This window comes from Chryseobacterium sp. 2P, assembly GCF_059579425.1.
This window is the reverse complement of sequence record NZ_CM184194.1, coordinates 1308441-1332211: the sequence shown is the minus strand read 5'-3', so window position 1 is coordinate 1332211 and position 23771 is coordinate 1308441. Positions and strand designations below refer to the sequence as shown.

24 protein-coding genes and 1 pseudogene are annotated in these 23771 nt (G+C 36.4%); 9 read left to right on the top strand and 16 right to left on the bottom strand.

Annotation, left to right across the window (positions count from 1 at the left end):
- The first annotated feature begins 167 nt into the window (after positions 1–167).
- The gene (ahcY, locus tag AC52CF_RS06095; protein WP_214590403.1) at positions 168–1481 is read left to right on the top strand and encodes an adenosylhomocysteinase; all 1314 of its coding nucleotides are present in this window, start codon (positions 168–170) and stop codon (positions 1479–1481) included.
- 174 nt (positions 1482–1655) lie between these two features.
- Here ahcY and AC52CF_RS06090 read toward each other — a convergent pair whose 3' ends face one another.
- Positions 1656–2741: an endonuclease/exonuclease/phosphatase family protein gene (locus AC52CF_RS06090; protein WP_214590404.1), complete on the bottom strand. Its 1086-nt coding sequence runs from the start codon at positions 2739–2741 to the stop codon at positions 1656–1658.
- Between the two features lie 138 nt (positions 2742–2879).
- Here AC52CF_RS06090 and AC52CF_RS06085 point away from each other — a divergent pair, with 138 nt between their 5' ends.
- From AC52CF_RS06085 to bla, 3 genes and pseudogenes are all read left to right on the top strand, one after another.
- A complete protein-coding gene (locus tag AC52CF_RS06085; protein ID WP_375181900.1) occupies positions 2880–3323 on the top strand; it encodes a nuclear transport factor 2 family protein in 444 nt (147 codons plus the stop codon).
- Entirely contained in the window at positions 3323–3700 is a 378-nt protein-coding gene (gene gloA2 / locus AC52CF_RS06080; protein WP_214590406.1) for an SMU1112c/YaeR family gloxylase I-like metalloprotein, read from the top strand. The genes AC52CF_RS06085 and gloA2 overlap by 1 nt, the downstream gene beginning before the upstream one ends.
- Positions 3701–3716: 16 nt before the next feature.
- Positions 3717–4581, top strand: a pseudogene (bla, locus tag AC52CF_RS06075) (subclass B3 metallo-beta-lactamase).
- 2 nt (positions 4582–4583) lie between these two features.
- Here the strand turns inward: bla and AC52CF_RS06070 are convergent.
- Both AC52CF_RS06070 and AC52CF_RS06065 read right to left on the bottom strand, forming a co-directional pair.
- Entirely contained in the window at positions 4584–4967 is a 384-nt protein-coding gene (locus AC52CF_RS06070) for a DUF1634 domain-containing protein (protein WP_214590408.1), read from the bottom strand.
- Positions 4967–5797 carry a sulfite exporter TauE/SafE family protein gene (locus tag AC52CF_RS06065; protein WP_076396750.1) on the bottom strand — a complete coding sequence of 277 codons (831 nt, stop codon included), beginning with the start codon at positions 5795–5797 and terminating at the stop codon, positions 4967–4969. Before AC52CF_RS06065 ends, AC52CF_RS06070 begins: the two co-directional genes overlap by 1 nt.
- Before the next feature lie 85 nt (positions 5798–5882).
- Between AC52CF_RS06065 and AC52CF_RS06060 the strand changes: the two genes are divergently transcribed.
- Together AC52CF_RS06060 and AC52CF_RS06055 are read left to right on the top strand one after the other, a co-directional pair.
- Positions 5883–6428 (top strand): DUF1543 domain-containing protein, encoded by a 546-nt coding sequence (locus AC52CF_RS06060; protein WP_496517948.1) that lies wholly within the window; start codon positions 5883–5885, stop codon positions 6426–6428.
- A gap of 132 nt (positions 6429–6560) precedes the next feature.
- Complete coding sequence (locus AC52CF_RS06055; RefSeq protein ID WP_496517947.1) at positions 6561–7673, top strand: 5-(carboxyamino)imidazole ribonucleotide synthase; 1113 nt, start codon at positions 6561–6563, stop codon at positions 7671–7673.
- Between the two features lie 48 nt (positions 7674–7721).
- On the opposite strand, the gene AC52CF_RS06050 is transcribed toward AC52CF_RS06055, so the two are convergent.
- The 5 genes from AC52CF_RS06050 to AC52CF_RS06030 form a co-directional block, all read right to left on the bottom strand.
- Positions 7722–8231, bottom strand: coding sequence for a hypothetical protein (locus tag AC52CF_RS06050; RefSeq protein WP_496517946.1), 510 nt, complete (start codon positions 8229–8231; stop codon positions 7722–7724).
- A gap of 30 nt (positions 8232–8261) precedes the next feature.
- Complete coding sequence (locus AC52CF_RS06045) at positions 8262–8699, bottom strand: hypothetical protein (protein WP_214590412.1); 438 nt, start codon at positions 8697–8699, stop codon at positions 8262–8264.
- A 62-nt stretch (positions 8700–8761) separates the two neighbouring features.
- Positions 8762–10885: a cation:proton antiporter gene (locus AC52CF_RS06040; RefSeq protein ID WP_496517945.1), complete on the bottom strand. Its 2124-nt coding sequence runs from the start codon at positions 10883–10885 to the stop codon at positions 8762–8764.
- A gap of 7 nt (positions 10886–10892) precedes the next feature.
- Entirely contained in the window at positions 10893–11459 is a 567-nt protein-coding gene (locus tag AC52CF_RS06035) for a hypothetical protein (protein ID WP_496517944.1), read from the bottom strand.
- 91 nt (positions 11460–11550) lie between these two features.
- Complete coding sequence (locus tag AC52CF_RS06030; RefSeq protein WP_496518209.1) at positions 11551–12456, bottom strand: DMT family transporter; 906 nt, start codon at positions 12454–12456, stop codon at positions 11551–11553.
- A 145-nt stretch (positions 12457–12601) separates the two neighbouring features.
- Between AC52CF_RS06030 and purE the strand changes: the two genes are divergently transcribed.
- Positions 12602–13105: a 5-(carboxyamino)imidazole ribonucleotide mutase gene (purE, locus tag AC52CF_RS06025; protein ID WP_214590415.1), complete on the top strand. Its 504-nt coding sequence runs from the start codon at positions 12602–12604 to the stop codon at positions 13103–13105.
- 162 nt (positions 13106–13267) lie between these two features.
- On the opposite strand, the gene yiaA is transcribed toward purE, so the two are convergent.
- From yiaA to AC52CF_RS05985, 8 genes are all read right to left on the bottom strand, one after another.
- Positions 13268–13660 (bottom strand): inner membrane protein YiaA, encoded by a 393-nt coding sequence (yiaA, locus tag AC52CF_RS06020; protein ID WP_076396732.1) that lies wholly within the window; start codon positions 13658–13660, stop codon positions 13268–13270.
- Positions 13661–13765: 105 nt separating this feature from the next.
- Positions 13766–15184 (bottom strand): L-serine ammonia-lyase, encoded by a 1419-nt coding sequence (locus AC52CF_RS06015; protein ID WP_336690388.1) that lies wholly within the window; start codon positions 15182–15184, stop codon positions 13766–13768.
- 238 nt (positions 15185–15422) lie between these two features.
- A complete protein-coding gene (locus AC52CF_RS06010) occupies positions 15423–16766 on the bottom strand; it encodes an ammonium transporter (RefSeq protein WP_375181580.1) in 1344 nt (447 codons plus the stop codon).
- Positions 16767–16874: 108 nt separating this feature from the next.
- Positions 16875–17516, bottom strand: a complete 642-nt coding sequence (locus tag AC52CF_RS06005) for an alpha/beta hydrolase (RefSeq protein WP_214590418.1) — start codon at positions 17514–17516, stop codon at positions 16875–16877.
- 84 nt (positions 17517–17600) lie between these two features.
- Positions 17601–18233, bottom strand: coding sequence for a YceI family protein (locus AC52CF_RS06000; RefSeq protein ID WP_214590419.1), 633 nt, complete (start codon positions 18231–18233; stop codon positions 17601–17603).
- Between the two features lie 78 nt (positions 18234–18311).
- Complete coding sequence (locus AC52CF_RS05995; RefSeq protein WP_214590420.1) at positions 18312–18878, bottom strand: YceI family protein; 567 nt, start codon at positions 18876–18878, stop codon at positions 18312–18314.
- A gap of 151 nt (positions 18879–19029) precedes the next feature.
- Positions 19030–20079 (bottom strand): glucokinase, encoded by a 1050-nt coding sequence (locus AC52CF_RS05990; protein ID WP_214590421.1) that lies wholly within the window; start codon positions 20077–20079, stop codon positions 19030–19032.
- A gap of 114 nt (positions 20080–20193) precedes the next feature.
- On the bottom strand, positions 20194–20757 hold the full coding sequence (locus AC52CF_RS05985) for a hypothetical protein (RefSeq protein ID WP_235130022.1): 564 nt from the start codon (positions 20755–20757) through the stop codon (positions 20194–20196).
- A gap of 282 nt (positions 20758–21039) precedes the next feature.
- On the opposite strand from AC52CF_RS05985, the gene AC52CF_RS05980 reads away from it, so the two are divergent.
- Complete coding sequence (locus tag AC52CF_RS05980) at positions 21040–22425, top strand: DUF1800 domain-containing protein (RefSeq protein ID WP_375181581.1); 1386 nt, start codon at positions 21040–21042, stop codon at positions 22423–22425.
- 69 nt (positions 22426–22494) lie between these two features.
- Positions 22495–23679, top strand: a complete 1185-nt coding sequence (locus AC52CF_RS05975) for a DUF1501 domain-containing protein (RefSeq protein ID WP_214590424.1) — start codon at positions 22495–22497, stop codon at positions 23677–23679.
- Positions 23680–23771: the final 92 nt, after the last annotated feature.

Genomic DNA, 23771 nt, shown 5'->3' with positions numbered 1-23771 from the left:
TTCAGATTTATATTATCTATTATCTTAAATGTTGTTATCTAAAACGCAATAAAAATCACTATAATATGCTTAATATCATATAATCCCTGAGAGAACAGCGTTTTTTTATCTAAATTATTAATTGTAATTTTGCACATTATCAATTGAATTTAAACTTATTCATTCATATGAGTACTACAACACAATACATGCCTTATAAAGTTAAGGACATCTCCCTTGCAGAATGGGGAAGAAAAGAAATTACCCTTGCTGAAGCGGAAATGCCTGGTTTGATGGCGATTCGTGAAGAATACGGACCGTCTCAGCCGTTAAAAGGTGCAAGAATCGCAGGATGTCTTCACATGACCATCCAGACTGCTGTACTTATCGAGACATTAGTAGCTTTAGGTGCTGAAGTTACATGGTCTTCTTGTAATATTTTCTCTACACAGGATCACGCTGCTGCTGCTATCGCTGCTGCAGGAATTCCGGTTTACGCTTGGAAAGGTATGAACGCTGAAGAATTTGACTGGTGTATTGAGCAGACTATTTTCTTTGGTGAAGACAGAAAACCATTGAACATGATTCTTGATGACGGTGGAGATTTAACCAATATGGTTTTTGATAAATTCCCTGAACTTACTGCAGGAATCAAAGGTCTTTCTGAAGAAACAACAACAGGTGTTCACAGATTATATGAAAGAATGAAAAACGGAACTTTAGTAATGCCTGCCATTAACGTAAACGATTCTGTAACAAAATCTAAATTCGATAACAAATACGGATGTAAAGAATCTGCAGTAGATGCTGTAAGAAGAGCTACAGACGTAATGTTAGCCGGAAAAAGAGTGGTAGTATGCGGATACGGAGATGTAGGTAAAGGTACTGCTGCATCTTTCAGAGGTGCTGGTTCTATTGTTACTGTAACTGAAATTGATCCTATTTGTGCGCTTCAGGCTGCAATGGACGGCTACGAAGTGAAAAGATTGGATACTGTAGTGGATAACGCAGATATCATCATCACAACAACAGGTAACTTCAACATCGTAAGAGGAGAACATTTCCTTAAAATGAAAGATAAAGCGATCGTTTGTAACATCGGACACTTCGATAACGAAATCGATATGGCTTGGTTAAACGAAAACTACGGTCACACAAAATCTGAAGTAAAACCTCAGGTTGATATCTATACTGTAGAAGGTAAAGAAGTGATTATTCTTGCGGAAGGTAGATTAGTAAACCTAGGATGTGCAACAGGGCACCCAAGTTTTGTAATGTCTAACTCTTTCTCTAACCAGACTTTGGCTCAGATCGAACTTTGGAACAATTCTGAAGCTTATGGAAACGAAGTATATATGTTGCCTAAACATCTGGATGAAAAAGTAGCGGCTCTTCACCTTAAGAAATTAAGCGTTGAACTGGAAACTCTTTCTCCTGAGCAGGCTGAATATATCGGTGTGGATGTGAAAGGTCCATTCAAGCCTGAATATTACAGATACTAATAAGCATATTTGCTTTTATATATTGAAACTCTCCTGAAAAGGAGAGTTTTTTAGATTCCGGCGGCTTCGCCGCCGGAATCTAAAAAACTCCAATAAAATATCTTTTACTACATATTGGGCATATTTTACACTCTTTTCTAAACGCAGAACTCATCAAGAATAATTACAGTCTTGTTATCCTTCCGTTACTACTGCATCACGCTCTCCGTCTTCTTTTTTTCCTTCCTCAATCATTTCTTCGGCTTCAGCTTTCTCTTCTTCCGTAGCGTAATCAATTCGCTCCTCCTGCTCCTCTTCCTGTTCATAATCAATAAAAAATTCACAGAAAACCGGAAGATGATCTGAACCGAAATTATCGAGTGTTTTCAGGTCTTCAATAAAAATCTCTTCACTGTGGAACATCAGGTCGATCGGAAATCTCAGCAAACGGTATTTGGCATGGAAAGTGGAAACAAAAGAACGCCCGATCCTGGGATCAATAAGATGGCTTGTTTTCCTGAACAGAATGGATGATTTAGACCACGCCACATTATTAAAATCTCCCACAACAATCACCGGTTTCTTTATTTCGGTTACCCTTTTGGCGGTACTCAGAAGATCTCCGTCTCTTTCTTTGGAAGTTTCCTCTTCCGTCGGACTTGGCGGTGGCGGATGAACCCCGAAGAATACGAAAGAAAATCCGTCCTTGGTTTTCAGATGCGCTTCTATACTTGGAATATCATCTGCAACAAAATAATGCGTTTGAGAACTTTCAATTTTTAATTTCGAATAAAAATGCATTCCATACGTATTTTCCAGTGTTACTTTATGTTGAAAAGGATACTCTTTTTCCAGTTTTCGCAATGCTTTTTCCCAGTCTCCATTACTTTCCATAGTCAGGAACATATCAGGCTTACATTTTTCGATCAACTTAATAAACCTGTCATATTCTGTGTTGAACTGATACACATTGGCAGAAATAAAATGCACTTTATCTGAAGACTTATACTTCTGAGAAAATTTCTTAACGGGATAAAGCGGAGTATATTTAATCAGAATGATACTGTGATGAACAAACATCAGGATTAAAAGTCCCTGAAAATACCAAAAGTATGGTGAATCTTTGACAAAAAAACCTAGAATAAAGGTGAAAACAGTAAAAAAAGTGATCTGTATCTTACCAAATTCAGGCACACGAAAGATCCAGTGAGAATGTTGAATTTTGGGCAGGATGGTCAGGATGAATAACAAAACAGTGAGACTCAGGTAAAATATCCACATATATTTTTTTAAATAACAGATAAATTTAGTGTAATTTTATAAGTTTTCAAACGGATTGCTGTTTAAACTTTGTTAATTCATTTGAAATTAAATTTAAATTTTCGTTATTTTAAACCTTCAGATAAAAAAATCTATCGTATGAACAAAATATGGGCTGTTTCCCTGTTACTGGGAACTCTTTGCTTTGGACAGCAAAATCAGAATGCAGAAATTGAAAAACCCATCCGCAATTTATTTGCAGGCATAAAAAATTCTGATCCTGAAATGATGAAATCTGCTTTTGCAGATACGGCGATTCTTCAGACCATTACAAAAGATGGTGTAAAAACTGAAGATATTGAAGCTTTCGTAAATTCTGCTTCCCAAATGGCAAAAGGTGATCTCGAGGAAAAAATTACCATTGAAGCCATTCATACCGACGGAAATCTTGCGAGCGTTTTTACGCCATATTCATTCTATTACAAGAAAAAATTTTCTCACTGTGGAGTTAACAGTTTTCAGCTTATTAAAATAGGGAAAGAGTGGAAAATACAGTATGTAATTGATACCCGAAGAACAGATAACTGTAAAGAAATTAAATAATGAAAATTCATCATATTGCCATCATCTGCTCAGATTACGAAGTTTCTAAAAAATTCTATACAGAGATTTTAGATTTAAATATTATTCGTGAAGTTTACCGTGAAGAAAGACAGTCTTACAAGCTCGATCTTGCCATTGGAGATCATTATGTTATTGAGCTTTTTTCGTTTCCGAATCCTCCGCAACGACCTTCCAGACCGGAATCGTGCGGTTTAAGGCATCTTGCTTTTTCGGTTGAAAATGTGAGAGAAAAGCGGGAAGAATTAATTCAGAAAGGTTTGGAATGCGAAGAAATCCGGATAGACGAATACACCGGAAAAGAATTTTTCTTTACACAGGATCCGGATCAGCTTCCGCTGGAATTTTATGAAATGTAATTTTAAAAAAACTTAAATTAATCATGAAAAAAATTGTCGTAATTATTGCAGCATTTGCTTTAACCCATATCAATGCGCAGAAAGTTAATGAGCCGAAAGATCATCCTGAAGAATGGTCACAGTCTTACGAGCCGTTCAGAATTGCAGGAAATCTGTATTATATAGGAACATATGATCTTGCTTCGTATCTTATCGTTACGAGTAAAGGAAATATTTTAATCAATACAGGACTAGCCAATTCGCTTCCTATCATTAAAAATAATATTAAAAAGCTTGGTTTTAAATATCAGGATACCAAAATATTGTTGCTTACACAGGCGCATTACGATCATTTGGGCGCAATGGCAGACATTAAAAAAGAAACGGGAGCCAAATTATATGTAGATGAAGCCGATGCAGATGTCTTGAAAAGCGGCGGAAAATCGGATTATGAACTGGGAAAATACGGTGTTACTTTTAAACCTGTAAAACCTGATTATATTTTAAAAGATAAAAATGTGGTGACTCTTGGAGATGCAAAATTAACAATGCTTCATCACCCCGGTCATACCAAAGGATCATGTAGTTTTTTGTTTGAAACAAAGGACAGCAAAAGAAGCTATAAAGTTTTAATTGCGAATATGCCGACCATTATCGTGGATAAAAAGTTTTCGGAAGTTACTTCATATCCTTCTATCGAAAAAGATTATGAGTATACTTTAAACGCAATGAAAAATCTGGATTTCGATATTTGGGTTGCTTCTCACGCGAGTCAGTTTGATCTTCATGAAAAACACAAGCCAAAAGATCCGTATAATCCTGCTGTCTTTATGAACAAAAAAGAATATCAGGACGAACTCGATTCTTTAGAAAAAGACTTTCTGAAGAAGAAATCTGAGTGAGTTTAATGCGCGTACCCCGTAAAAAAGCTTATCGCCATAATCGCAAGAACAATTGAAGAAATGACTACGTAGATGTAGTCTTTTTCTTTTAAATAACCAATCAATGCGAAAATAATTCTCATTAACGGAGTGAATACCAAAAGAAGAATTCCCAACTGGATAATCGCCATTCCTTCGCCTTTACACAGCGAATGCCAGAAATGTCCCCAGACTTTTTCCGAAGATTCTCCCATATCGAGGGAAGTATATTTTTCAGGCATTTTAAAGCCCTCCATAAAAAGTTTGATAAAACCTATTAACGATGTTGCAACAGAAAGAATAACTCCCAGTCTCAGCAAATTCCCTACAGAACGGTTCAGATCGACATCCGTGAAATTTTTTCTCATTATCTGAAGCTTTTATTGATACCGTTGTACATCATGTAAACCGAAAGAATCGTAATCACAATGGCAAAGAATGTCTTTAATTTTTTGGTCTTGGAAACCATCAGTGTTTTAGATCCGATAAAACTTCCTACCACAACCCCAATAAGAACCGGAGCTGCAATCACAGGAATAATTTCACCTCTCTGAAAATAGATCAGCGCACTTGCAACCGCTGTTACCCCAATCATGAAGTTACTGGTAGTCGTAGAAACTTTAAAAGGCAGTTTCATCATATTATCCATTGCCAGAACTTTCAGCGCGCCGGAACCGATTCCCAGCAATCCGGACATAGCTCCTGCAAACATCATCATCAGAAATCCCGGAACTGTATTTCTTGCAGAGTAACTTTTCACCACCCCTTTATCCGGAAAAGTTCCGAATAATTTTAATTTTTCTTCCAGACTTCCTTTAATAATAGGTTCCTGATGATCCGGTTTTCCTTTTAAATTTAAAATAACCGTTAAAAGAAGAATACTCGCGAAAATAATTCCGATCGTATTCGGATTAAGCATACCCGAAACCAAAGCTCCGACGATGGCTCCTGAAGTGGTGGCTATTTCTAAAAACATCCCGACTCTCATATTGGTAAAGCCTTCTTTTACAAAAGCTACTGCCGCACCGGAAGAAGTTCCGATAACAGAGATAAGAGAAGCACCGATGGCGTAATGCATAGGAACGCCAAAACCCAGCGTTAATAAAGGAATAATGATAACTCCTCCTCCCAATCCGGTCAAAGAACCCAGAAGTCCTGCCGAAATTGCTCCAAGAAAGAGAATGATGATTTCTGACATGTTACAAATATAAAACTATTGCGTTAGTCTGCCAAACGTTTAAAAAAGATAAATTTGACGTATTTTTGCATAAACAAAATTTTATATGAAATTATTTTATATCATCCTCGGAGCTACTCCGAAAGGGCGAAATATAGAGCAGCACGATGTCTTCTTCGGAATTGCGAAAAGCCTGAAAGATCTGGTTCCGGATATGAAAGAGTTCTGGAAAGATGCCAAAATCCACATCGACTGTTATCAGGAAGTGCGTTTTATTGATGGTTATGAAGTGAAAATTACAGAAAAAGGAGAGAAAACATCGGAAGAACAACTGTACTTTATTAATCTCGGAGGATATAAAAGAGGTTTTTTTGAAGAATTTCATGAACAGCATTTAATGGTTGGAAATTCGATGGCGGAAGTTACCAAAAGAGCAAAAGCTACAGAATTTTATAAAACCATGGGATTTAAAGGAGCGGAAAGTCATATTGATGATAAACACGGTGTAGACATTGATGATATTTTCAAGGTAAATGATATTCTTCCTGAAAAAATGAAAGAAAAATATTCTATTTCCTTAATAAAATCCAATGCTGAAAATCAGGAAAACGTAGTGGAACTGGGATATCTGAAAATTGATAAAATTCAATAAAATATAATGCTCATAACTGAGTGAAACGCCTTTGCGAGCGAAAAATAATGAGTGAATTTTTCAAAAAACTCTCTGCCTGCTTAGCGTTAAATTTTAAACGATATAAAATCTAACAGAAAATAAAAGTAAAAAATGAAAATTGGAATTTTAGGAGGAGGACAGCTCGGACGAATGCTGATTCAGGAAGCATTGAAATACGACGATGAATTTTATACGCTGGATCCTGCTTCAGACGCACCCTGTCATAATATTTCCTACTTTACACAGGGAAATTTCAACGATTATGAAACCGTTCTGAATTTCGGTAAGGATAAAGATGTGGTAACCATCGAAATTGAGCACGTAAACGCGGATGCTCTTGCCGAACTTGAAAATCAGGGGATAAAAGTCGTTCCGAATTCTAAAATCATTAAAACGATTCAACAAAAGATTCTTCAGAAACAATTTTACGCGGAGCACGATATTCCAAGTCCTGAATTTGAAGTAATGGACGGAAGTTCCGACGAAATAAAAATGCCTCTGCCGTTTGTACAGAAAATGAACACAGGAGGTTACGACGGAAAAGGCGTTCAGGTAATCCGTACCCATGAAGACATGAAAAATCTCTGGATACAGGATTCTGTGATCGAAAAGTTAGTGGATATTGATAAAGAACTTTCCGTAATTGTTGCCAGAAATGAAAACGGAGAAACAAAAACTTTCCCTGTAACGGAAATGGTTGCCGATCCGAAGCTTAATCTTCTGGATTTCAACATCTGTCCGGTTTCTTTAACCGAAGAAATTGAGGAGCAGATCAATTCTATCACAGAAAAATTCCTCAATGCGATTCATTCTCCGGGACTTTTCGCCATCGAACTTTTTTTAGATAAAGAAGGAAAAGTCTGGGTAAACGAAACGGCTACGAGACTTCACAATTCAGGACATCAGAGTCAGGAAGGAAATGCGAATTCACAGTTTGAGCAGATGTACCGCGTGGTAAAAAATTTACCTTTGGCAGATACGGATGCCATTATCTACAGCGGAATGCTGAATCTTGTGGGCGCAGAAGGTTTTTCCGGAAAAGTAGTTTATGAAGGAATGGAAGACGTTTTAAGACTTCCTGAAACCTACGTTCATCTTTATGGCAAAACAGAAACGAAACCGGGAAGAAAAATGGGGCACATCAATGTTCTGGCAGAATCCAGAGAAGAACTGATGGAAAAACTTGTAATGGTAAAAGAAATGGTAAGAGTTATTTCCGAATAATTTACGATTAACATCATTGAAAAAGACTGCTTGAGAAGGCAGTCTTTTTTAGTTTTTAATTTTATTTTTTAACTCTGTAAGCTTCATTTCTTTTTTATTTTTTGAAATATCTCCATAAACTGTTTTTGAATCTTTATTCAATGTAAGCCAATAACATCCGCAAGCTGAAATATAATAATTTTTTGGTCTTTCTTTGATGTGAAAATAGTTATTCTTACTTCCGTCACTCGCAGCATTAAGACTCATGATGTAGTATTTACCTAGTTGAAATGAAGAAAGATAAGGTCTACAGAGATTTCCATTATCTCCCCAAATGATAAATGTCTCTCTGGATTCTTTTCCTTTTACAACTTCGATAACTTCAACTTCCATAGACATTGGAACCTGCTCATCATAAATATCTTTGAAGGTAATAAACTTTATTACTTTAACTACAGTGATCAATTTTGAATTTAAAGACATTTTAAGAAAACCTCCTTCATAATTACAATCACAGGCATAATTGTATTCATATGTTCCAAAGAATAGGATAAAACAGATTATATAGGTAAATTTCATTTACTTGAACTATTTCTAAAATTAATATCTTTATTTTCTTTTGATATCATTTAAATAATGATCTACATAATTTTCATAATTACTTCTCAAATTTTCACTTTCGTTTTGAAAATAACTTTGTGCGTTCTCTGCTGTTTTGATATATTTTTTAAGTTTAAGATTAAAATTCCAAAATTTATACGTTAAGAATAAAGAAAATATTAATATCGAAAAAATATTAAAAATAACGAGTTCCGAATTACTATCAAAATAATTACTTACGGTGAATAATTTGAAGAGATTGTATAATGATAGAACTATAACAGCCATATTAAGAAAAGCGATCAAATAATTCAAAATTTCATTTTTTTGAATTTTGACAAAATCATTCTTTAACTCTTTGAATTTTTGTTCATGAGTATTTACTCTCTGGATTTTAAACAATTTATATTGCCTTAAATCTTCGTTGATTCTTTCTGTTTCATTCATGATTTGGTAATTAGTTTTTAATAAGTGAAATATAAATATTATTTGAATATAATATACAATTCTTACTTAAAAATCTTCTTAATCACATTTCCGATTTCCATAAAATCGTCATGATTTCCTACAGAACGTTTTTCCACATCATTTTCATCAAATTCGGAGAACGGAAAAATCAAAAGATAATTATTATTGCGAAGATTTCTGTTTAAAAGTTCCGGAATCAGTCTCATCTGCGGAATGTAGGATTTCATGCCTCTTTTAGCCATAAAAACAATTAAAGCTTCATCTTCTTTAAGTTCCGCAGCGGTTTTTTCGCCGTCTTTCCATGAATTCATAATAATAAATTCCGCTTCAATATTGGCTTTTTTTATAATTTTCTGAAGAATGTCCAGAATAGTTTCCGAAGCATAAAAAACAATCGTTGCCCCGGAGTTTCTGGCAATATTCCAGACCCTTAAAAGCGCATGAAAGAAACCTGCTTCTTTGTGGGCGTTTTCGGGAATCATCACCGCATATTTTTTGATGGTCGACAAAGGCTGTGCAGCGTGATACACCAAAACATTCACATGATCGTTCTGAAGATAGCCGTTGTAAAGATTGTACACAAAAGAAGGGGAAAAACCTTTTTCATCTTCCAGTCCGATGATGATATCGGTAATATTCTGCTCTTTAATAACGTTATTCACTCCGTTGATGACATCATTGTCGTATCTTTTCAGTGGCTGAATTTTCACATCCGCAGCAGCAGCCGTATCTGCAGCGCTGTGCAGAAGTTTTTCGGCATTTTTTACGGAAGATTCGTTTTTATCTTCGTTAATGACGTTCAGCGCGAATATATTTTCTGTGTTAGAATGGGCTTTAATTAAAATTCCCAGATTCACCATTCTTTCAACAGTGGCTTCATAATTTAAAGCTAAAAGAATATTTTCCTCTTCATGCGTATTTCCGGAAACCGTATCTTCATTGTCCTGTTCTGCAATTTTCTGTGCGCTGGACATGGAAATGAATGAAGAAATGGTACATGAAATTAGAATCAACAGAATACTGCCGTTCAGAACATGCTCATTTAATAATCTGATGGGTTCTCCCGTTTCCGTTTCCGAAAGAATGATATTGTAACCTACCATTACTGAAGCCAGCGTTGCCGCTGCCGAAGCGGAACTCAGCCCGAAAATCAGCTTTCCTTCTTCTTTCGTAAGCCTGAATGTTTTCTGTGTAGCAACAGCCGAAAGATATTTTCCGCCAATTGAAGCAACAAGCATTATTGCGGCGACTTCCAAAGTTTCCCAGCTTTTGAAAAAAACTTTGAAATCAATCAGCATTCCTACACTGATCAGGAAAAAAGGGATGAAGATCGCATTGCCTACAAATTCTACACGGTTCATCAGCGATGAGGTGTGAGGAATCAGCCTGTTTAAAGCCAATCCTGCAAAGAAAGCTCCGATAATAGCTTCCACACCTGCCAATTCTGCCAGTAAAGCCGCGAGATAGATCATCACCAGAACAAAAATATACTGTGAAATTTTGTCATCAACTTTTTTAAAGAACCAGCGTCCGATCATGGGGAAAATCAGCAGAACAATCAGTCCGAACACAACGAATGAGACAGAAAGTTTTACCCAGAATTCTGTTCCGACATCACCCTGCGACATTCCTACAATCACGGCAAGAACCAAAAGCGCAAGAATATCCGTAATCATCGTTCCGCCGACAGTAATGTTCACTGCGGAATTTTTTGCAATGCCCAATTTACTGACTAAAGGATACGCAATTAATGTGTGAGACGAAAATAAACTGGCAAAAAGTACCGAAGTCAGAACCGAAAAATGCAGAATATAATAGGCTCCGAAATATCCTAAAACAAAAGGCACGGTAAAGGTATAAATTCCGAAGGTGAGACTTTTCCATTTATTTTTTTTGAAATCGCCCATGTCTATTTCCAGTCCTGCAAGAAACATAATGTAAAGCAGTCCCGTAGTTCCTGTTACCACAATGCTGCTGTCTCTCGCCAGAACATTGAAGCCGTTCGGACCGATAACGGCACCTGCAATAATCAATCCGAGCAGATGCGGGACTTTTATCTTATTTAAAAGCAATGGTGCGGCAAGAATAATAATTAAAACCAGAAGAAATTTAAGTACCGGATCTTCGATGGGAAGACTCAGATTATGAATGCTCAGTAAAGTCATTGTGTGCTTATTTGGTGGAACGTACTAATTCTACAGAGAATTTCGCCATACAGTTATTATCAGCTGAAATGGTTCTTGTCCCTCTTATTTTATTGGCTGAAAAATCATTCAGGATAACATTCATTTCAACCTGTTTTTTTGAAGCAGAATCTGTTTTAAAAGTAAGTTTTGCCTCGTTGTTTTCAAATTTTCCGGAGTAGAGCCTTACCAGATTATTATTGTTGATGATTTTGGTTACAAGCTGGATAGAATCACTGTCGAATTCCCATGTATCGGTACGCTGATCACCGACTACATAATCGCTGCAGTTGGATTCTGTACAGATCACTTTTCCTGTCCACGATCCGGCGATTTCAGCAGGCCAGACTACAATTTTCACCGAATCTTTTTTAGCAAAAATACTGTCTCTCATTTTTAAAAGAGACTGATATTCAGATTCCTTCTGTGCAAATGATTTTTCTTTTTCCAGTAATTGCTGCTCTCTTAAAGTAAGGTCATTTTCCTTTTTTCTATTGTCGCAGCTTGTTAAAAGCAGTAGAATAGCAGAAACTGCAAATAAGGCGTTTTTTATCATATTGAATAACTTGGTGAAAACAATATAAGAAAAAAAACGGAAAGTTTAGAGCCTCTATTTTTGTGTGAATGGTAATAATTCAGATTAATTTTTAAGCGATTCGTTGCTTTTTAAACATTTCTCTATTGTAATTAATAACAAAAACACCTAAAATAATCAATATCGCTGCAATGATAAATTTAGCTGAAATTTCTTCATTAAGAATCAGCCAGCTTAAGAAAATTGAAATAATAGTATTAATATAAGCCAGTATGGAAACCTGAACCGGAGAAACCTTCGTTAAAGCATAATGATAGGCGAAAAAAGCAGCTACAGAGCCGAAAACGGAAAGATACAGCATTGCTGAAATACTTTTTACAGACCAGTTTTCGAAGTTATAATTATCCGTGAAAAGGAAAGCAAAAATAATCTGAATAATTCCGGCAAACGCGAACTGATAAAATAAGTTCAGCGAAATATTTTTACTCTGGATATTCATTTTCTTCGTAAAAATCGTTCCTGAGGCCCATCCTGCAATGGCAATAAATAAAAGGAAAATCCCAAATCTGTAATCCGGATTCGCAAGATCATTGATGCCGTCCCAAAAGATAAATAAAATTCCTCCGAAACACATTAAAAGACCGATCATTGCACGAATGGTGAATTTCTGCAATCCGATGGCAACACTTCCCAAAAATACAACAATAGGTGAAGTTGCGCTCATTAATGAAGTTAAACTGCTCGTCAGCGTTTCTTCTGCAACGGTTGTCAGTCCGTTTGCCATAATCAGCATTAAAGAAGAAAAAATAAGCTGATATCCCAGATTTTTCCAGCCGATCCACTGGAACTGTTTTCTGTACAGTAAGATGAAAAGCATGATAACTGCTGCCAAAAACTGGCGGATTCCCGCAACAAACCAAGCCGGAATGGTTTCAACAGCAACGCGGATTGATAAAAATATAGTTCCCCAGACAACAGCAACGGTGAAAATGGCAAGAGTAAGCTTAAAATCTTTCAAAATGGTGGTCTTAGCGGCAAATATATTCAATTAAAAGTTCATTCAAAAGCTTTCCTGAGCTTCATCAATATTATCCAACAACTTTTAAGCCTTTTTGCGTGAGGTTTTTTAATTTTTTATCTTTGAACATCTAATAAATTGAAAAATGGTAGGAATAATAATGGGAAGTCAGAGCGACTTGCCAATCATGGAACAGGCAGCAAATTTTTTAAAATCCCTGAACATCCCTTATGAACTGACGGTAGTTTCTGCACACAGAACACCGGAAAGAATGTTTGATTATGCGAAAACTGCTAAAGAAAGGGGATTGAAAGTAATTGTTGCGGGAGCGGGAGGAGCAGCCCACCTTCCGGGAATGGTAGCGAGCTGTACAACCTTACCTGTGATCGGAGTTCCTATTTTGTCGAGCAACTCTATTGATGGCTGGGATTCTGTATTATCAATCCTGCAGATGCCGGGTGGAATTCCTGTAGCTACAGTTGCTTTGAACGGTGCTTTGAATGCAGGAATTTTAGCTGCAAAAATTATCGGAAGCTCCGATGAAACCGTTGCTGAAAACCTTCAGCAATATCAGGATTCTTTAAAGGATAAAGTTCTGGGAACCGTGGACGATATCAAAGAGAAACATCCGAATCATTTTGATAAATAATTTAATACATTATAAAACTCAGGCTCACGAAATTCGTGAGCCTGAGTCTTTATCACTACTCCTGAAATTTAGTTGTTATTCCGCTACAGCTTGTTTCATCAGGAATTTTTTCGAGTTCCATTAAAATAAAAACTCTCCGAATCTGGAGAGTCTAATCATTTTTTATTCCTGAAGCATATTGTCCCGTGTATTTTTCTGAACGGCAATGGCTCCGAAAAGTGCCAGTAAAAAGGCAAATCCGTAAAACCCTTTTTCACTTGGAAGAATTGTCGCATTCCATAATCCGATTGCCAGTAATACGATGGAGGAAAGGGTAGCAAACCAACAGATTCCATAGTAGATATCAGTCACTTTTATATTTTCCAGTCTGTCGCGTACTGCTTTCTGCAAAGAAACTACTGCAAATAATCCATACAGAAGAATGGTAAAATAATATCCTTTCTCATTAAGCTGCATTTCCGCTCTTGCAAGACCTACAATAAAACCAATCATTCCGGCTCCTAAAGCAACCCAGGATGCTGCGACAAATGCAGTTGATACATTTTGCTTTTTCATGTTTAATGTTTTTGTTAAAGGTTTCAAAGATATTAATTTAAATTAAATGTGAACTATTCTTTAAAGGTTCCTTAATTAAATTAAACTAATAACATATATTGTACATTAACACTCCGGAACATTCACCGCAATTGCCAGACCGCCTTCTGAAGTTTCCTTAAAACGGTCATTCATCGATAAAGCAGTTTCCCACATGGTTTGTATTACCTCATCTAAAGTTACTTTCGCTTTTGCAGGATCACTTTCCAGTGCAATATTTGCTGCCGTGATGGCTTTTATCGCTCCCATCGTATTTCTTTCGATACAAGGAATTTGTACCAGACCTTTTATCGGGTCACAGGTTAAGCCTAAATGATGCTCCATGGCAATTTCGGCTGCCATTAAAACCTGACCGACACTTCCGCCCAAAATTTCGGTAAGACCAGCCGCCGCCATTGCCGAAGAAACGCCTACTTCTGCCTGACAACCGCCCATTGCCGCAGAAATGGTTGCATTTTTTTTGAATAATGTACCGATTTCTCCTGCTACTAAAAGAAATCTTACAATGTCATCTTCGCTGGTGAATTCCGTAAAAGCCTGTGCATACATCAGAACCGCCGGAATTACGCCACTTGCACCGTTGGTAGGAGCGGTAATAATTCTTCCGAAACTTGCATTTTCTTCATTCACCGCCAATGCAAAACAGGAAATCCATTTATTGATATTGGTGAAATTTTCTTCGGCTTCTACAACCTGCTGAAACCATTCATCTTTATTTTTGTAAATTTTATCGCCCAGTAATTTTCTGTTGATTCCGGCTGCACGACGCGTAACATTCAATCCGCCCGGAAGAGTTCCTTCTTTATTGACGCCTTTGTAAATGCATTCTTTAATCTGCTGCCAGATGTAAAGTGCTTCTGCTCTTGTCTCGTCCGGTGTTCTCCAGCTTTCTTCATTGATTAAAATTAAATCTGAAATACGTTTTAATCCCAGTTTTTCACAATATTTTACAATATCGGAAGATTTATGACAAGGATATAAAGTACGGACACAGTGTTTCTGAATTGATTTTTTTTCCTGACTCATGATAAAACCGCCGCCTACAGAATAAAAATCCTGCACAAGCTCGGTTCCGTCTTCAAAAATGGCTCTGAAAATCATTCCGTTGGGATGATATTCAAGAGATTTTTTCATATTAAGCACCAGATGATGCCCGTAAATGAAAGGAATTTCTTTTTCGCCACCTAGATTAAGGATTTGGGTAGATTTTATTTTTTCTATTTTTTCATCAATTTTTGTGGTATCGATTGTTTTAAAATCTTCTCCATTCAGACCGAGCATTCCGGCAATATCGGTTCCGTGACCGATTCCCGTTTTTGCAAGTGAACCGAAAAATTCAAGGAAAACTTCTTTTACCTCTTCAATTGCTCTTTCTCTTTTAATAATCCTGATGAATGCAGATGCCGCATTCCAAGGTCCCATCGTATGCGAACTGGATGGACCTATTCCTACTTTTATAATCTCAAAAACCGATATTGATTCCATATAGAAATTTGCTCATTTTTCCCAAACACAAAGATACACGATAAATCGAGATGCAAAAGCCGGAGCTGAAAATTCAGCTCCGGCTCAAATTAAAACTATATGAACACTTGTAGATAATCTTTTTTGTATGAATGACGAATGGTGAATTTGCTTCGCATTCAATTGTAAATTGTTAATTTTTTAATTTAAGTAAATTCACGATTGACAATTGACCATTTACTATTCAACATTCTTTTTCTCAGCAAAGGCTTTCTTCATGCTGCGAAATATCCAGTCCCATATCTTCGGATTCTTCAGAAACTCTTAAAGTAATAATGCTATTGGTGATTTTATACAAAAGCAATGACCCGAAAAAAGTAAAAACAGAGACTAAAAATAAGGCTGCCATATGATGGGCAAAAACTTCAAACCCACCATGAAGAAGACTCGCATTTTCACCGTGTGCAAAAATTGCCGTTAAGATCATCCCCATAATTCCTCCTACTCCATGACAGGCAAAAACATCCAGTGTATCGTCAATTTTCTTTAACGCTTTCCAATTCACCATTACATTAGAAACTATGGCGGAAATAAATCCGATGAACAGACTTTCTGAAACGGAAACAAAACCACAAGCCGGAGTAATCGCCACTAAACCAACAACGGCTCCGATGCACGCTCCTAAAGCTGAAACTTTTCTTTTATTAATCCTGTCGAAAAAGATCCACGTCATCATCGCAGAAGCTGAAGCAATTGTAGTGGTTCCGAAAGCCGTTGCTGCTGTTGCATTGGCTGCCAAAGCCGAACCTGCATTAAAACCAAACCACCCAAACCAGAGCATTCCTGTTCCCAGCATCACATACGAAATATTGGAAGGATCGTGATGAGGTTTTTTCCTGTTTCCTACAACCATTGCGCCTGCTAAAGCTGCAAAACCTGCACTCATGTGTACAACAGTACCTCCCGCAAAATCTTTTACGCCAAAATATTTATTCAGTAATCCGTCCGGATGCCAAACCATATGACAAAGAGGTGTATAAATAAACAGACTGAAAAGCACCATGAATAAAAGGTAAGAGATGAAACGTACACGTTCTGCAAAAGAACCCGTAATTAATGCAGGGGTAATGACTGCAAATTTCATCTGAAATAGAGCAAAAAGAATAAAAGGAATTGTTGAAGCCATTGCTTTATGCGGCAACACTCCTACCCTGCTGAAAAAGGGATAGCTCATAGGATTGCCGATGATTCCGTAATGTTCTCCATTGATGGTAAAACCAATAGAATCTCCGAAAGAGAGGGAAAAACCAACCACTACCCACAAAATAGAAATCACTCCCAAAGCAATAAAACTTTGAAGCATCGTAGAAATTACGTTTTTCTTCCCTACCATTCCTCCGTAAAAGAAAGATAAACCGGGAGTCATTAATAAAACCAGACCTGCCGCAGCAAGAATCCATGCAACATCCGCACCTACAATTTTATCTTCGCTTAAAAACTCTCCTGTGTTGGGAAAATCTGTAATGGGATTCCAGAATAGTCCGCCTACAGCAACCAGAGCGATGATCGCGAAAGAAACAATCCATTTTAAACCTACTGTCATAAAAAATTTGTGTTTACCCTTCAAATGTAAGGATAAATTTTTCAAAAACAATAAAATTTAAAACAAACCCCTTAAAAATTAATACAATTTTAATTTTTAAACACAATTTCAATCCAAAACCCCCTTCAAAATAGAAGCTACTTCTTTAAATTTCGTAATTGGAAATAAATGAGTTCCTCCTTTGATTACATAATCGGGTTTGGAATTTTTTATCGGGAAAACAATATCGCGGTCTGCCAAAATCTGTATAACATCGGGGTTTTCTTCAAACTTCCAGTCTGATATTTTTTCAATCGACCATTTTAAATAATACGGATCTCTTACTCTGAAGTATTGTAAAACCTTAGGATTTCGGGGATCAAAGAATTTTCTGACTACAGAATACATATTGGTTGTTCTTTCGTTGAAAAAAGTAACAGGAAGAACTTTTGGAATTTTTGTGATCTGTCCGGCTTTAATAAGACGGGATTTTTCTTTATGGGATTTAATGCTTCCGAGAATAACAACTTTTCTGGCAGGTTTCAGCCTGTTGATTTCCTGAACCATAATTCCGCCGAAAGAGTATCCTACCAGATAAAACGGCTCAGAATCATCAACCTTTTCTGCCATTCTTTTTACGTAATCTGAGAATTCTTCATTTTGGTGAGGAATCAGCCAATCGATAAAAACCACTTCGTGATGCTTTGGAAATTCAATTTTCTCCAAAACCTTAAAATCTGCACCAAGTCCGCTTACTACATAAATTTTCATACCACTAAAATAAAAAAATCGTTAAAAAAAATGAGCGATTCCCAAAGAAATCGCTCATTTTCGTTTATTAAAGGAAATTATACCTTATTTCTTTTTAACAGGCGTTCTGTTTTCGTTATCCAAAACTGCTGTCGAAATTTTGAACTGAATATCCATTTCGTTTTTAATGAAATAATCTTTCAGAGAAGACTGGTAGAACACTTTGAAATCTCTTCTGTTCAATGAGAATTTAGCAGATTCGATAACCACTGTAAACTGAGTGATATAAACATTTGCAGGGAAAGTGATCGTTTTTCTCACTCCTTTAATCGTTACATCTCCGTAAACTGTAGAATTATACTCGCTGTTTGCCAAAGGAATTATTTTCGTTAAATGGAATTTCGCCAGCGGGAATTTTTTAACATCGAAGAAATTTGAACTTTTAAGATCGTTCGTTAATTTTACCATATCTTCATCCTGACTGGAAACATCACCTGCCATCAATGACTTCATATCAATCACAAATTCTCCGTCCACCAAAACCGTCTTATCAAAAGTGAATTTTCCACTTTTCAGTTTTATGGTTCCGGAATGTGTAGTAGGAACCGTTTTTACAACTTTGTACCCCCACCATCTGATGTCCGACGATGTTACTTTTACCACTTTATCTCCTTTCTTCTGAGCGAAAACAAATGACATACTTACGCACATCATAGCAAACAATAGTAATCTTTTCATTCTTTTTTATTTACAATTCAACAAAAATAAAAAAAAGTGTAGAACTTCTACACTTTTAATAATCTTTTTTTGATTAAATTATTTAGCTGTTACTTTTACAAGCAAATCCATATCATCTTTCACAAGAACATCCTGCATTGTTGATTTGTAAGCAACATCAAATTTCTGTCTGTCGATAGAGAATTTGTTAGACATTAAGCTTACTGCTCCGTTTGCATACGTAATTTTTGCAGGGAAAGAAATCGCGTTGGTTTTTCCTTTTACCGTTAAGTTTCCTGTAACTAAAGAAGTGTACACTTTGTCGTTGTTTTTCTTTACTCCGGTGATTTTGAAAGTTGCTGTTGGAAATTTTTCAACTTCGAAGAAATCTCCTGTTTTAAGGTGACCATTCAGTTTTTGCTGATATTCACCGGAAAGATCTGTAGCATTAATAGAAGTCATGTCTAAAACGAAAGAACCTCCTACTAACTGGTTTCCTTTCAATACCATTTCTCCGGATTTTACTTTTACGGTACCGTTGTGAGAGCTTGCCTCGGATTTTGCGATTTTGTAACCCCACCACTGTACATCAGAGCTTACTACTTTTTTTACCTGTCCGAATGCAAGTCCGCTTGCTAAAACTGCTAATAAAAATATTTTTTTCATTTGAATAAAAGTTATTTTCTTGTTTGTTATTTACTGATGCAAATGTAACTAACTGCTTCGAGAGATTTCATTGATGTACATCAATAAATACATTTTTTTTCATGAGTAATATCATCCATAAAAAAACTCCGAATTTCTTCGGAGCTTTGTTTTATTCGTGATAGTAAGCGGTATAAAGCGCTGAACCAATGAGTGCCGTATTCGGATTTCTGTTCAGATAAATCGGAATGTTTCTCAGCATTTCTTCCATTTTATCGCTGATCTTGAACTTTTCATAGAATTTATCCTTGTTAATATAGTCTGTAATAATCTGCGGAATATCTCCGGAAATCAGCAAACCGCCGGTTGCTTTTAACTTCAGCGTTAAATTGTTTGCCTCTCTTGCTAAAAATTCAAGGAAAGTGTCCAGAGCAATCTTACAGATCAGAACATCTTCTTCAACCGCAGCTTTATATAGTTCTTCAACAAAATTGCCATTCGAGAAACGCTCTGCAAGCCATTCCGGTTCAGGATGTCTTTTTACATCTCTGAGGAATCTGTAAATATTAAACAGACCTCCTTTAGATAACACATTTTCCCAGCTTACAATTCCGTAAAGATTATTCAGAAACTGATAAAATTCTACCTCAACATTCGTTCTTGGAGAGAATTCAGAATGTCCTCCTTCTGTTGCGAAAGGTCTTAAATATTTTCCGTCGAAGAAATATCCTGCTTCACCCAAACCATTTCCCGGAGCGAGAATCGCTACGTTGCCGTTTTCAAGATGTCCGCTTGTGTAGATCGGATCAAGATCAGAATCTTCCAAAAGCCCCATTCCGTAAGCTGAAGATTCCTGGTCATTCAGCATATTTACTTTTTCGAATCCCAGATCTCTTTTGTATTCTTCTACATCCAGATTCCAGCCTAATCTTGCAGGGCTGCTTTTTCCGTTTAAAACCGGTCCCGGAACAGCCATTCCAAGCCTTTTCACATTCTCCAGCTGATTGTCCAGAATAAACTTCTTCAGGATTTCTGAAAAAGAAGCATACTCTTTCGTTGGGTAATTATTCTGGATTTTAATCTCAAGACCTCCGTTACCGGAGACGAAATATCCTAAAGTTGTAATATCTTCACGTAGGTTTGCGCCAATGATAGAAACGTTATCATTGCTACCGTTTTTTACTCCTGGTAAATAAAGTGGAAATTTTGGATTCAAAATCATAACCTCAAATTTTATCAAATATAATAATATCTTTTGTAAATTTTCGTTAGAAATAAAAAACCTTCTCAAAAAATCGAAAAGGTTTGGTTAATAATTGCTTATATTTAAATCTAACTACTTCCCTAAAGGAATATTGTAAGAAAATCCTACCCCAATGTTGCCCACATTGTAGTCCTGATTTGGCAAATCGCCGTTGTTTCCTACAAAAACTTTCTGATACTGTACGAAGAAATTCCAGTCCTGATTGTGATATCCGATTTCAGGCTTTAAATAAAATCCTCCGTTTGGTCTGTCTAATGTAACGTTAGATGCTACTTTATTATCCCCTGTCAAAAATCCGTACCCTAAGTCTGTACCAAAGTAAAATCCTGTCTGTTTAGGATAAATTCTAATTAATGCTGCTACAGGAACTACTCCCACATCATTATTAGTATATCCGTTGTTATCTTTACCGAAATAGTGTGTATACCCTGTTGCGATACCCAATCCGAATCCCGGAGTAATAAGGTTCTGGTATGCTACATCCACTCCTACTGCCATCGAAGTATTGTCAGAAGGAACTGCTAAACCAACATTTGCTCCTACCTTAATCATATTATTCATCTGTGCACTTTGTGCGCTCAATGCTCCTGCAGTCAAAATTCCGGCAAATAAAATTGCTTGTTTAAACATTTTCATAACTCTGATTTTTTAAATTTTACTAACCTGAAAAATGTAAAAATCGTGCCAAGCAAAGCCTTTCCTGCGACTTTAACAATGCTTAAAAATGTAAAAACATGAAATTCAATTCATTATTCCGACTAAAAAATTAAATAAACGTTTAAAAAATTCACTCATTTTAAATAAATGATTAAACATTTAAACTCAATTTATTCAAAACACTATTCAATATTAACAATTCTTAACCGTTATTAATTTTAACCTTACCTTATCACAACCATCAAAAAGTAAATAATTGATATGATTTCTCCATCGTTACTCAACAATAAACACCTACTCTGGCGGGCAGGATTCGGACCGGGAATCAGTCAGCTGGAAGATCTTCATAAAAAAGACATTAAAAGCCTGATTAATGATTTATTTAAAGAAGAAACGTTTCTTTATGTAAATTATGATACTCCTGACATTCCTGAAACCGGAGATTATATGATGAATGATCAGACTCCGGCAGAAAAGAAAAAGGAAATGCAGAGAATCAGCCGACTGCAGAACGAAGAGCTCAATCTGAATTTTCTTAATAAAATGGTGAACAGCAAAGAGCAGATGAGAGAAAAAATGGCTTTTTTCTGGCATGGACATTTTGCATCAAGAGTTGTTAATCCGAAATTTAACCGACAGATTTTAAATGTTATCCGAAAAAATGCACTCGGAAACTTTAAAGATCTATTATTTGAAGTGAGCCAAGCTCCTGCAATGCTGAATTTTCTTAACAATCAGCAGAACAAAAAAGATCATCCCAACGAAAATTTTGCCCGTGAAGTAATGGAGCTTTTCACGATGGGACGCGGAAATTACACAGAGAAAGACATACGAGAAGGTGCGAGAGCTTTTACAGGATGGGGATCGGATAAAGAAGGAAATTTTAAAGAACGGAAAAATCTTCATGATGAAGGCTCAAAGACATTTCTCGGAAAAACAGGTAATTTTACAGGCACAGATGTTTTAAATATCATTCTTGAACAAAAGGCAACGGCAAAATTCATCACCACAAAAATCTATAAATTCTTCGTGAATGAAAATGTTGATGAAAATATTGTAAAATCCCTGAGCGAAAGTTTCTACCAGTCCGGTTACGATATTAAAAGACTCATGATGGATATTTTCTCGAGCTCCTGGTTTTACGATAAAAAAAATATCGGCAGCAGGATAAAGTCTCCGATTGAACTCATGGCAGGAATGATGCGGTCACTTCCCATGACCATTCAGAATCCTGAAAACCTCATCGTTTATCAGAAATTACTGGGACAAATGCTTTTGTACCCACCGAATGTTTCAGGCTGGCCGAACGGAAAATCGTGGATCGACAGTTCTACCTTAATGTTAAGACTTCAGATTCCGCAGATCTGGTCTGGTTTGCGACCGTTAGATTACCGTCCGAAAGATGATGATGATTTGGATATGGGTTTAAAAAATAACACGAATTCTTTAACGAAAAGTTTTAAAAATCCCAATATTACGATCGATTGGTCTCGTGTAGAAAAGATTTTTAACGGAAAGAATGTGGAAGATTATTTAATTCAGAGTTCAAAATCTCTGGATATGAGTTCGGTGAAAAATTTCTCCGACAACAGTGTGAAAATGAATGTCATTAATCTCATGTCGACACCGGAATATCAGTTAATGTAGTTTTCAGCAGCAGATTTTAGCTTACGTTAAAGCCTGCAACCTGTCATCTTTACCCTAAAACCTAAGCTTATGTTAATCAAAAGAAGAGAATTTCTAAAAATAAGTTCATTGGCAACCGCATCTTTTCTGATGCCAAATTTCCTGAAAGCCATGACATTCGATGACGCGCTGGAACCCAATCAGAAAATATTGGTGGTACTGCAGTTTACAGGAGGAAACGATGGTCTGAATACGATTATTCCTACAAAAAATGATATTTATTTCAGGGAAAGAAATAAAATTGCCATTCAGAATTCCATGCAGCTTACGGACGAAGCGGGGATTAATCCTGCCCTCTCCTATTTCAAAGAACTGTACGATCAGGGAGAACTTTCTGTAATGAACAATGTCGGTTATCCGAATCCCGATAAATCACACTTCCGAAGCATGGACATCTGGCATTCTGCAAGCAGAAGCGATGAATATCTTGACACAGGCTGGCTGGGAAGATTTCTGGATGAAGAATGTTATAAATGCGATCATCCCACACAAGCATTAGAAGTGGATGATATGCTGAGTTTAGCTTTAAAAGGTGAAAAAAATAAAGCATTTGCCTTTAAAGATCCGAAAAGATTATATCAGACCAGTCAGGAAAAATATTTCAAATCGCTGTATGATCATCATCATGACGATGAAACGGTTTCCTATTTATATCAGACTTTAGGTTCCACCATCAACAATGCTGGGTATATTTTCGAAAAAAGCAAGGCAAAAAATACGGAACAAGTCTACCCAAATTCTCAGCTCGGAAAAGACTTTAAAACCGTTTCTTCTTTAATAAAATCTGACATTAATACGAGAGTGTATTATCTTTCCATCGGAAGTTTCGATACGCACGTGAACCAAAATGAAAGACAGCAAAAACTGTTTACAGATATTAATGATGCGGTAAAAGCGTTTGTGGCAGATATGAAAAGCAACGGACTTTTTAATGATATTTTGCTGATGACTTTTTCAGAATTTGGCAGACGTGTTGCCCAGAATGCAAGTAACGGAACCGATCACGGAACGGCAAACCAGATGTTTTTCATCAGTGGAGGTTTAAAGAAAAAAGGAATTTTGAATGCACTTCCCGATTTACAGAATCTGAATGAAGGAGATTTAATCTACACCGAAGATTTCCGGAAAATTTATGCCACCATCCTAAAAAACTGGCTTAAAGCGGACTCTTCTAAAGTTCTGGGCTGGAAAAACGGGGTTTATGATTTTGTATAAAAGCGTTTGATTATCCATTATAAATTATACTGCTTTTAACGCTAAGATCACTAAGATTTTCTGATATACTAACTGCTTTTAAGTTCACAAAG

Coding starts and splice junctions, on each gene's coding strand:
- ahcY (WP_214590403.1), top strand. CDS start 168: ATGAGTACTACAACACAATACATGCCTTATAAAGTTAAGGACATCTCC.
- AC52CF_RS06090 (WP_214590404.1), bottom strand. CDS start 2,741: ATGTGGATATTTTACCTGAGTCTCACTGTTTTGTTATTCATCCTGACC.
- AC52CF_RS06085 (WP_375181900.1), top strand. CDS start 2,880: ATGAACAAAATATGGGCTGTTTCCCTGTTACTGGGAACTCTTTGCTTT.
- gloA2 (WP_214590406.1), top strand. CDS start 3,323: ATGAAAATTCATCATATTGCCATCATCTGCTCAGATTACGAAGTTTCT.
- AC52CF_RS06070 (WP_214590408.1), bottom strand. CDS start 4,967: ATGAGAAAAAATTTCACGGATGTCGATCTGAACCGTTCTGTAGGGAAT.
- AC52CF_RS06065 (WP_076396750.1), bottom strand. CDS start 5,797: ATGTCAGAAATCATCATTCTCTTTCTTGGAGCAATTTCGGCAGGACTT.
- AC52CF_RS06060 (WP_496517948.1), top strand. CDS start 5,883: ATGAAATTATTTTATATCATCCTCGGAGCTACTCCGAAAGGGCGAAAT.
- AC52CF_RS06055 (WP_496517947.1), top strand. CDS start 6,561: ATGAAAATTGGAATTTTAGGAGGAGGACAGCTCGGACGAATGCTGATT.
- AC52CF_RS06050 (WP_496517946.1), bottom strand. CDS start 8,231: ATGAAATTTACCTATATAATCTGTTTTATCCTATTCTTTGGAACATAT.
- AC52CF_RS06045 (WP_214590412.1), bottom strand. CDS start 8,699: ATGAATGAAACAGAAAGAATCAACGAAGATTTAAGGCAATATAAATTG.
- AC52CF_RS06040 (WP_496517945.1), bottom strand. CDS start 10,885: ATGACTTTACTGAGCATTCATAATCTGAGTCTTCCCATCGAAGATCCG.
- AC52CF_RS06035 (WP_496517944.1), bottom strand. CDS start 11,459: ATGATAAAAAACGCCTTATTTGCAGTTTCTGCTATTCTACTGCTTTTA.
- purE (WP_214590415.1), top strand. CDS start 12,602: ATGGTAGGAATAATAATGGGAAGTCAGAGCGACTTGCCAATCATGGAA.
- yiaA (WP_076396732.1), bottom strand. CDS start 13,660: ATGAAAAAGCAAAATGTATCAACTGCATTTGTCGCAGCATCCTGGGTT.
- AC52CF_RS06015 (WP_336690388.1), bottom strand. CDS start 15,184: ATGGAATCAATATCGGTTTTTGAGATTATAAAAGTAGGAATAGGTCCA.
- AC52CF_RS06010 (WP_375181580.1), bottom strand. CDS start 16,766: ATGACAGTAGGTTTAAAATGGATTGTTTCTTTCGCGATCATCGCTCTG.
- AC52CF_RS06005 (WP_214590418.1), bottom strand. CDS start 17,516: ATGAAAATTTATGTAGTAAGCGGACTTGGTGCAGATTTTAAGGTTTTG.
- AC52CF_RS06000 (WP_214590419.1), bottom strand. CDS start 18,233: ATGAAAAGATTACTATTGTTTGCTATGATGTGCGTAAGTATGTCATTT.
- AC52CF_RS05995 (WP_214590420.1), bottom strand. CDS start 18,878: ATGAAAAAAATATTTTTATTAGCAGTTTTAGCAAGCGGACTTGCATTC.
- AC52CF_RS05990 (WP_214590421.1), bottom strand. CDS start 20,079: ATGATTTTGAATCCAAAATTTCCACTTTATTTACCAGGAGTAAAAAAC.
- AC52CF_RS05985 (WP_235130022.1), bottom strand. CDS start 20,757: ATGAAAATGTTTAAACAAGCAATTTTATTTGCCGGAATTTTGACTGCA.
- AC52CF_RS05980 (WP_375181581.1), top strand. CDS start 21,040: ATGATTTCTCCATCGTTACTCAACAATAAACACCTACTCTGGCGGGCA.
- AC52CF_RS05975 (WP_214590424.1), top strand. CDS start 22,495: ATGTTAATCAAAAGAAGAGAATTTCTAAAAATAAGTTCATTGGCAACC.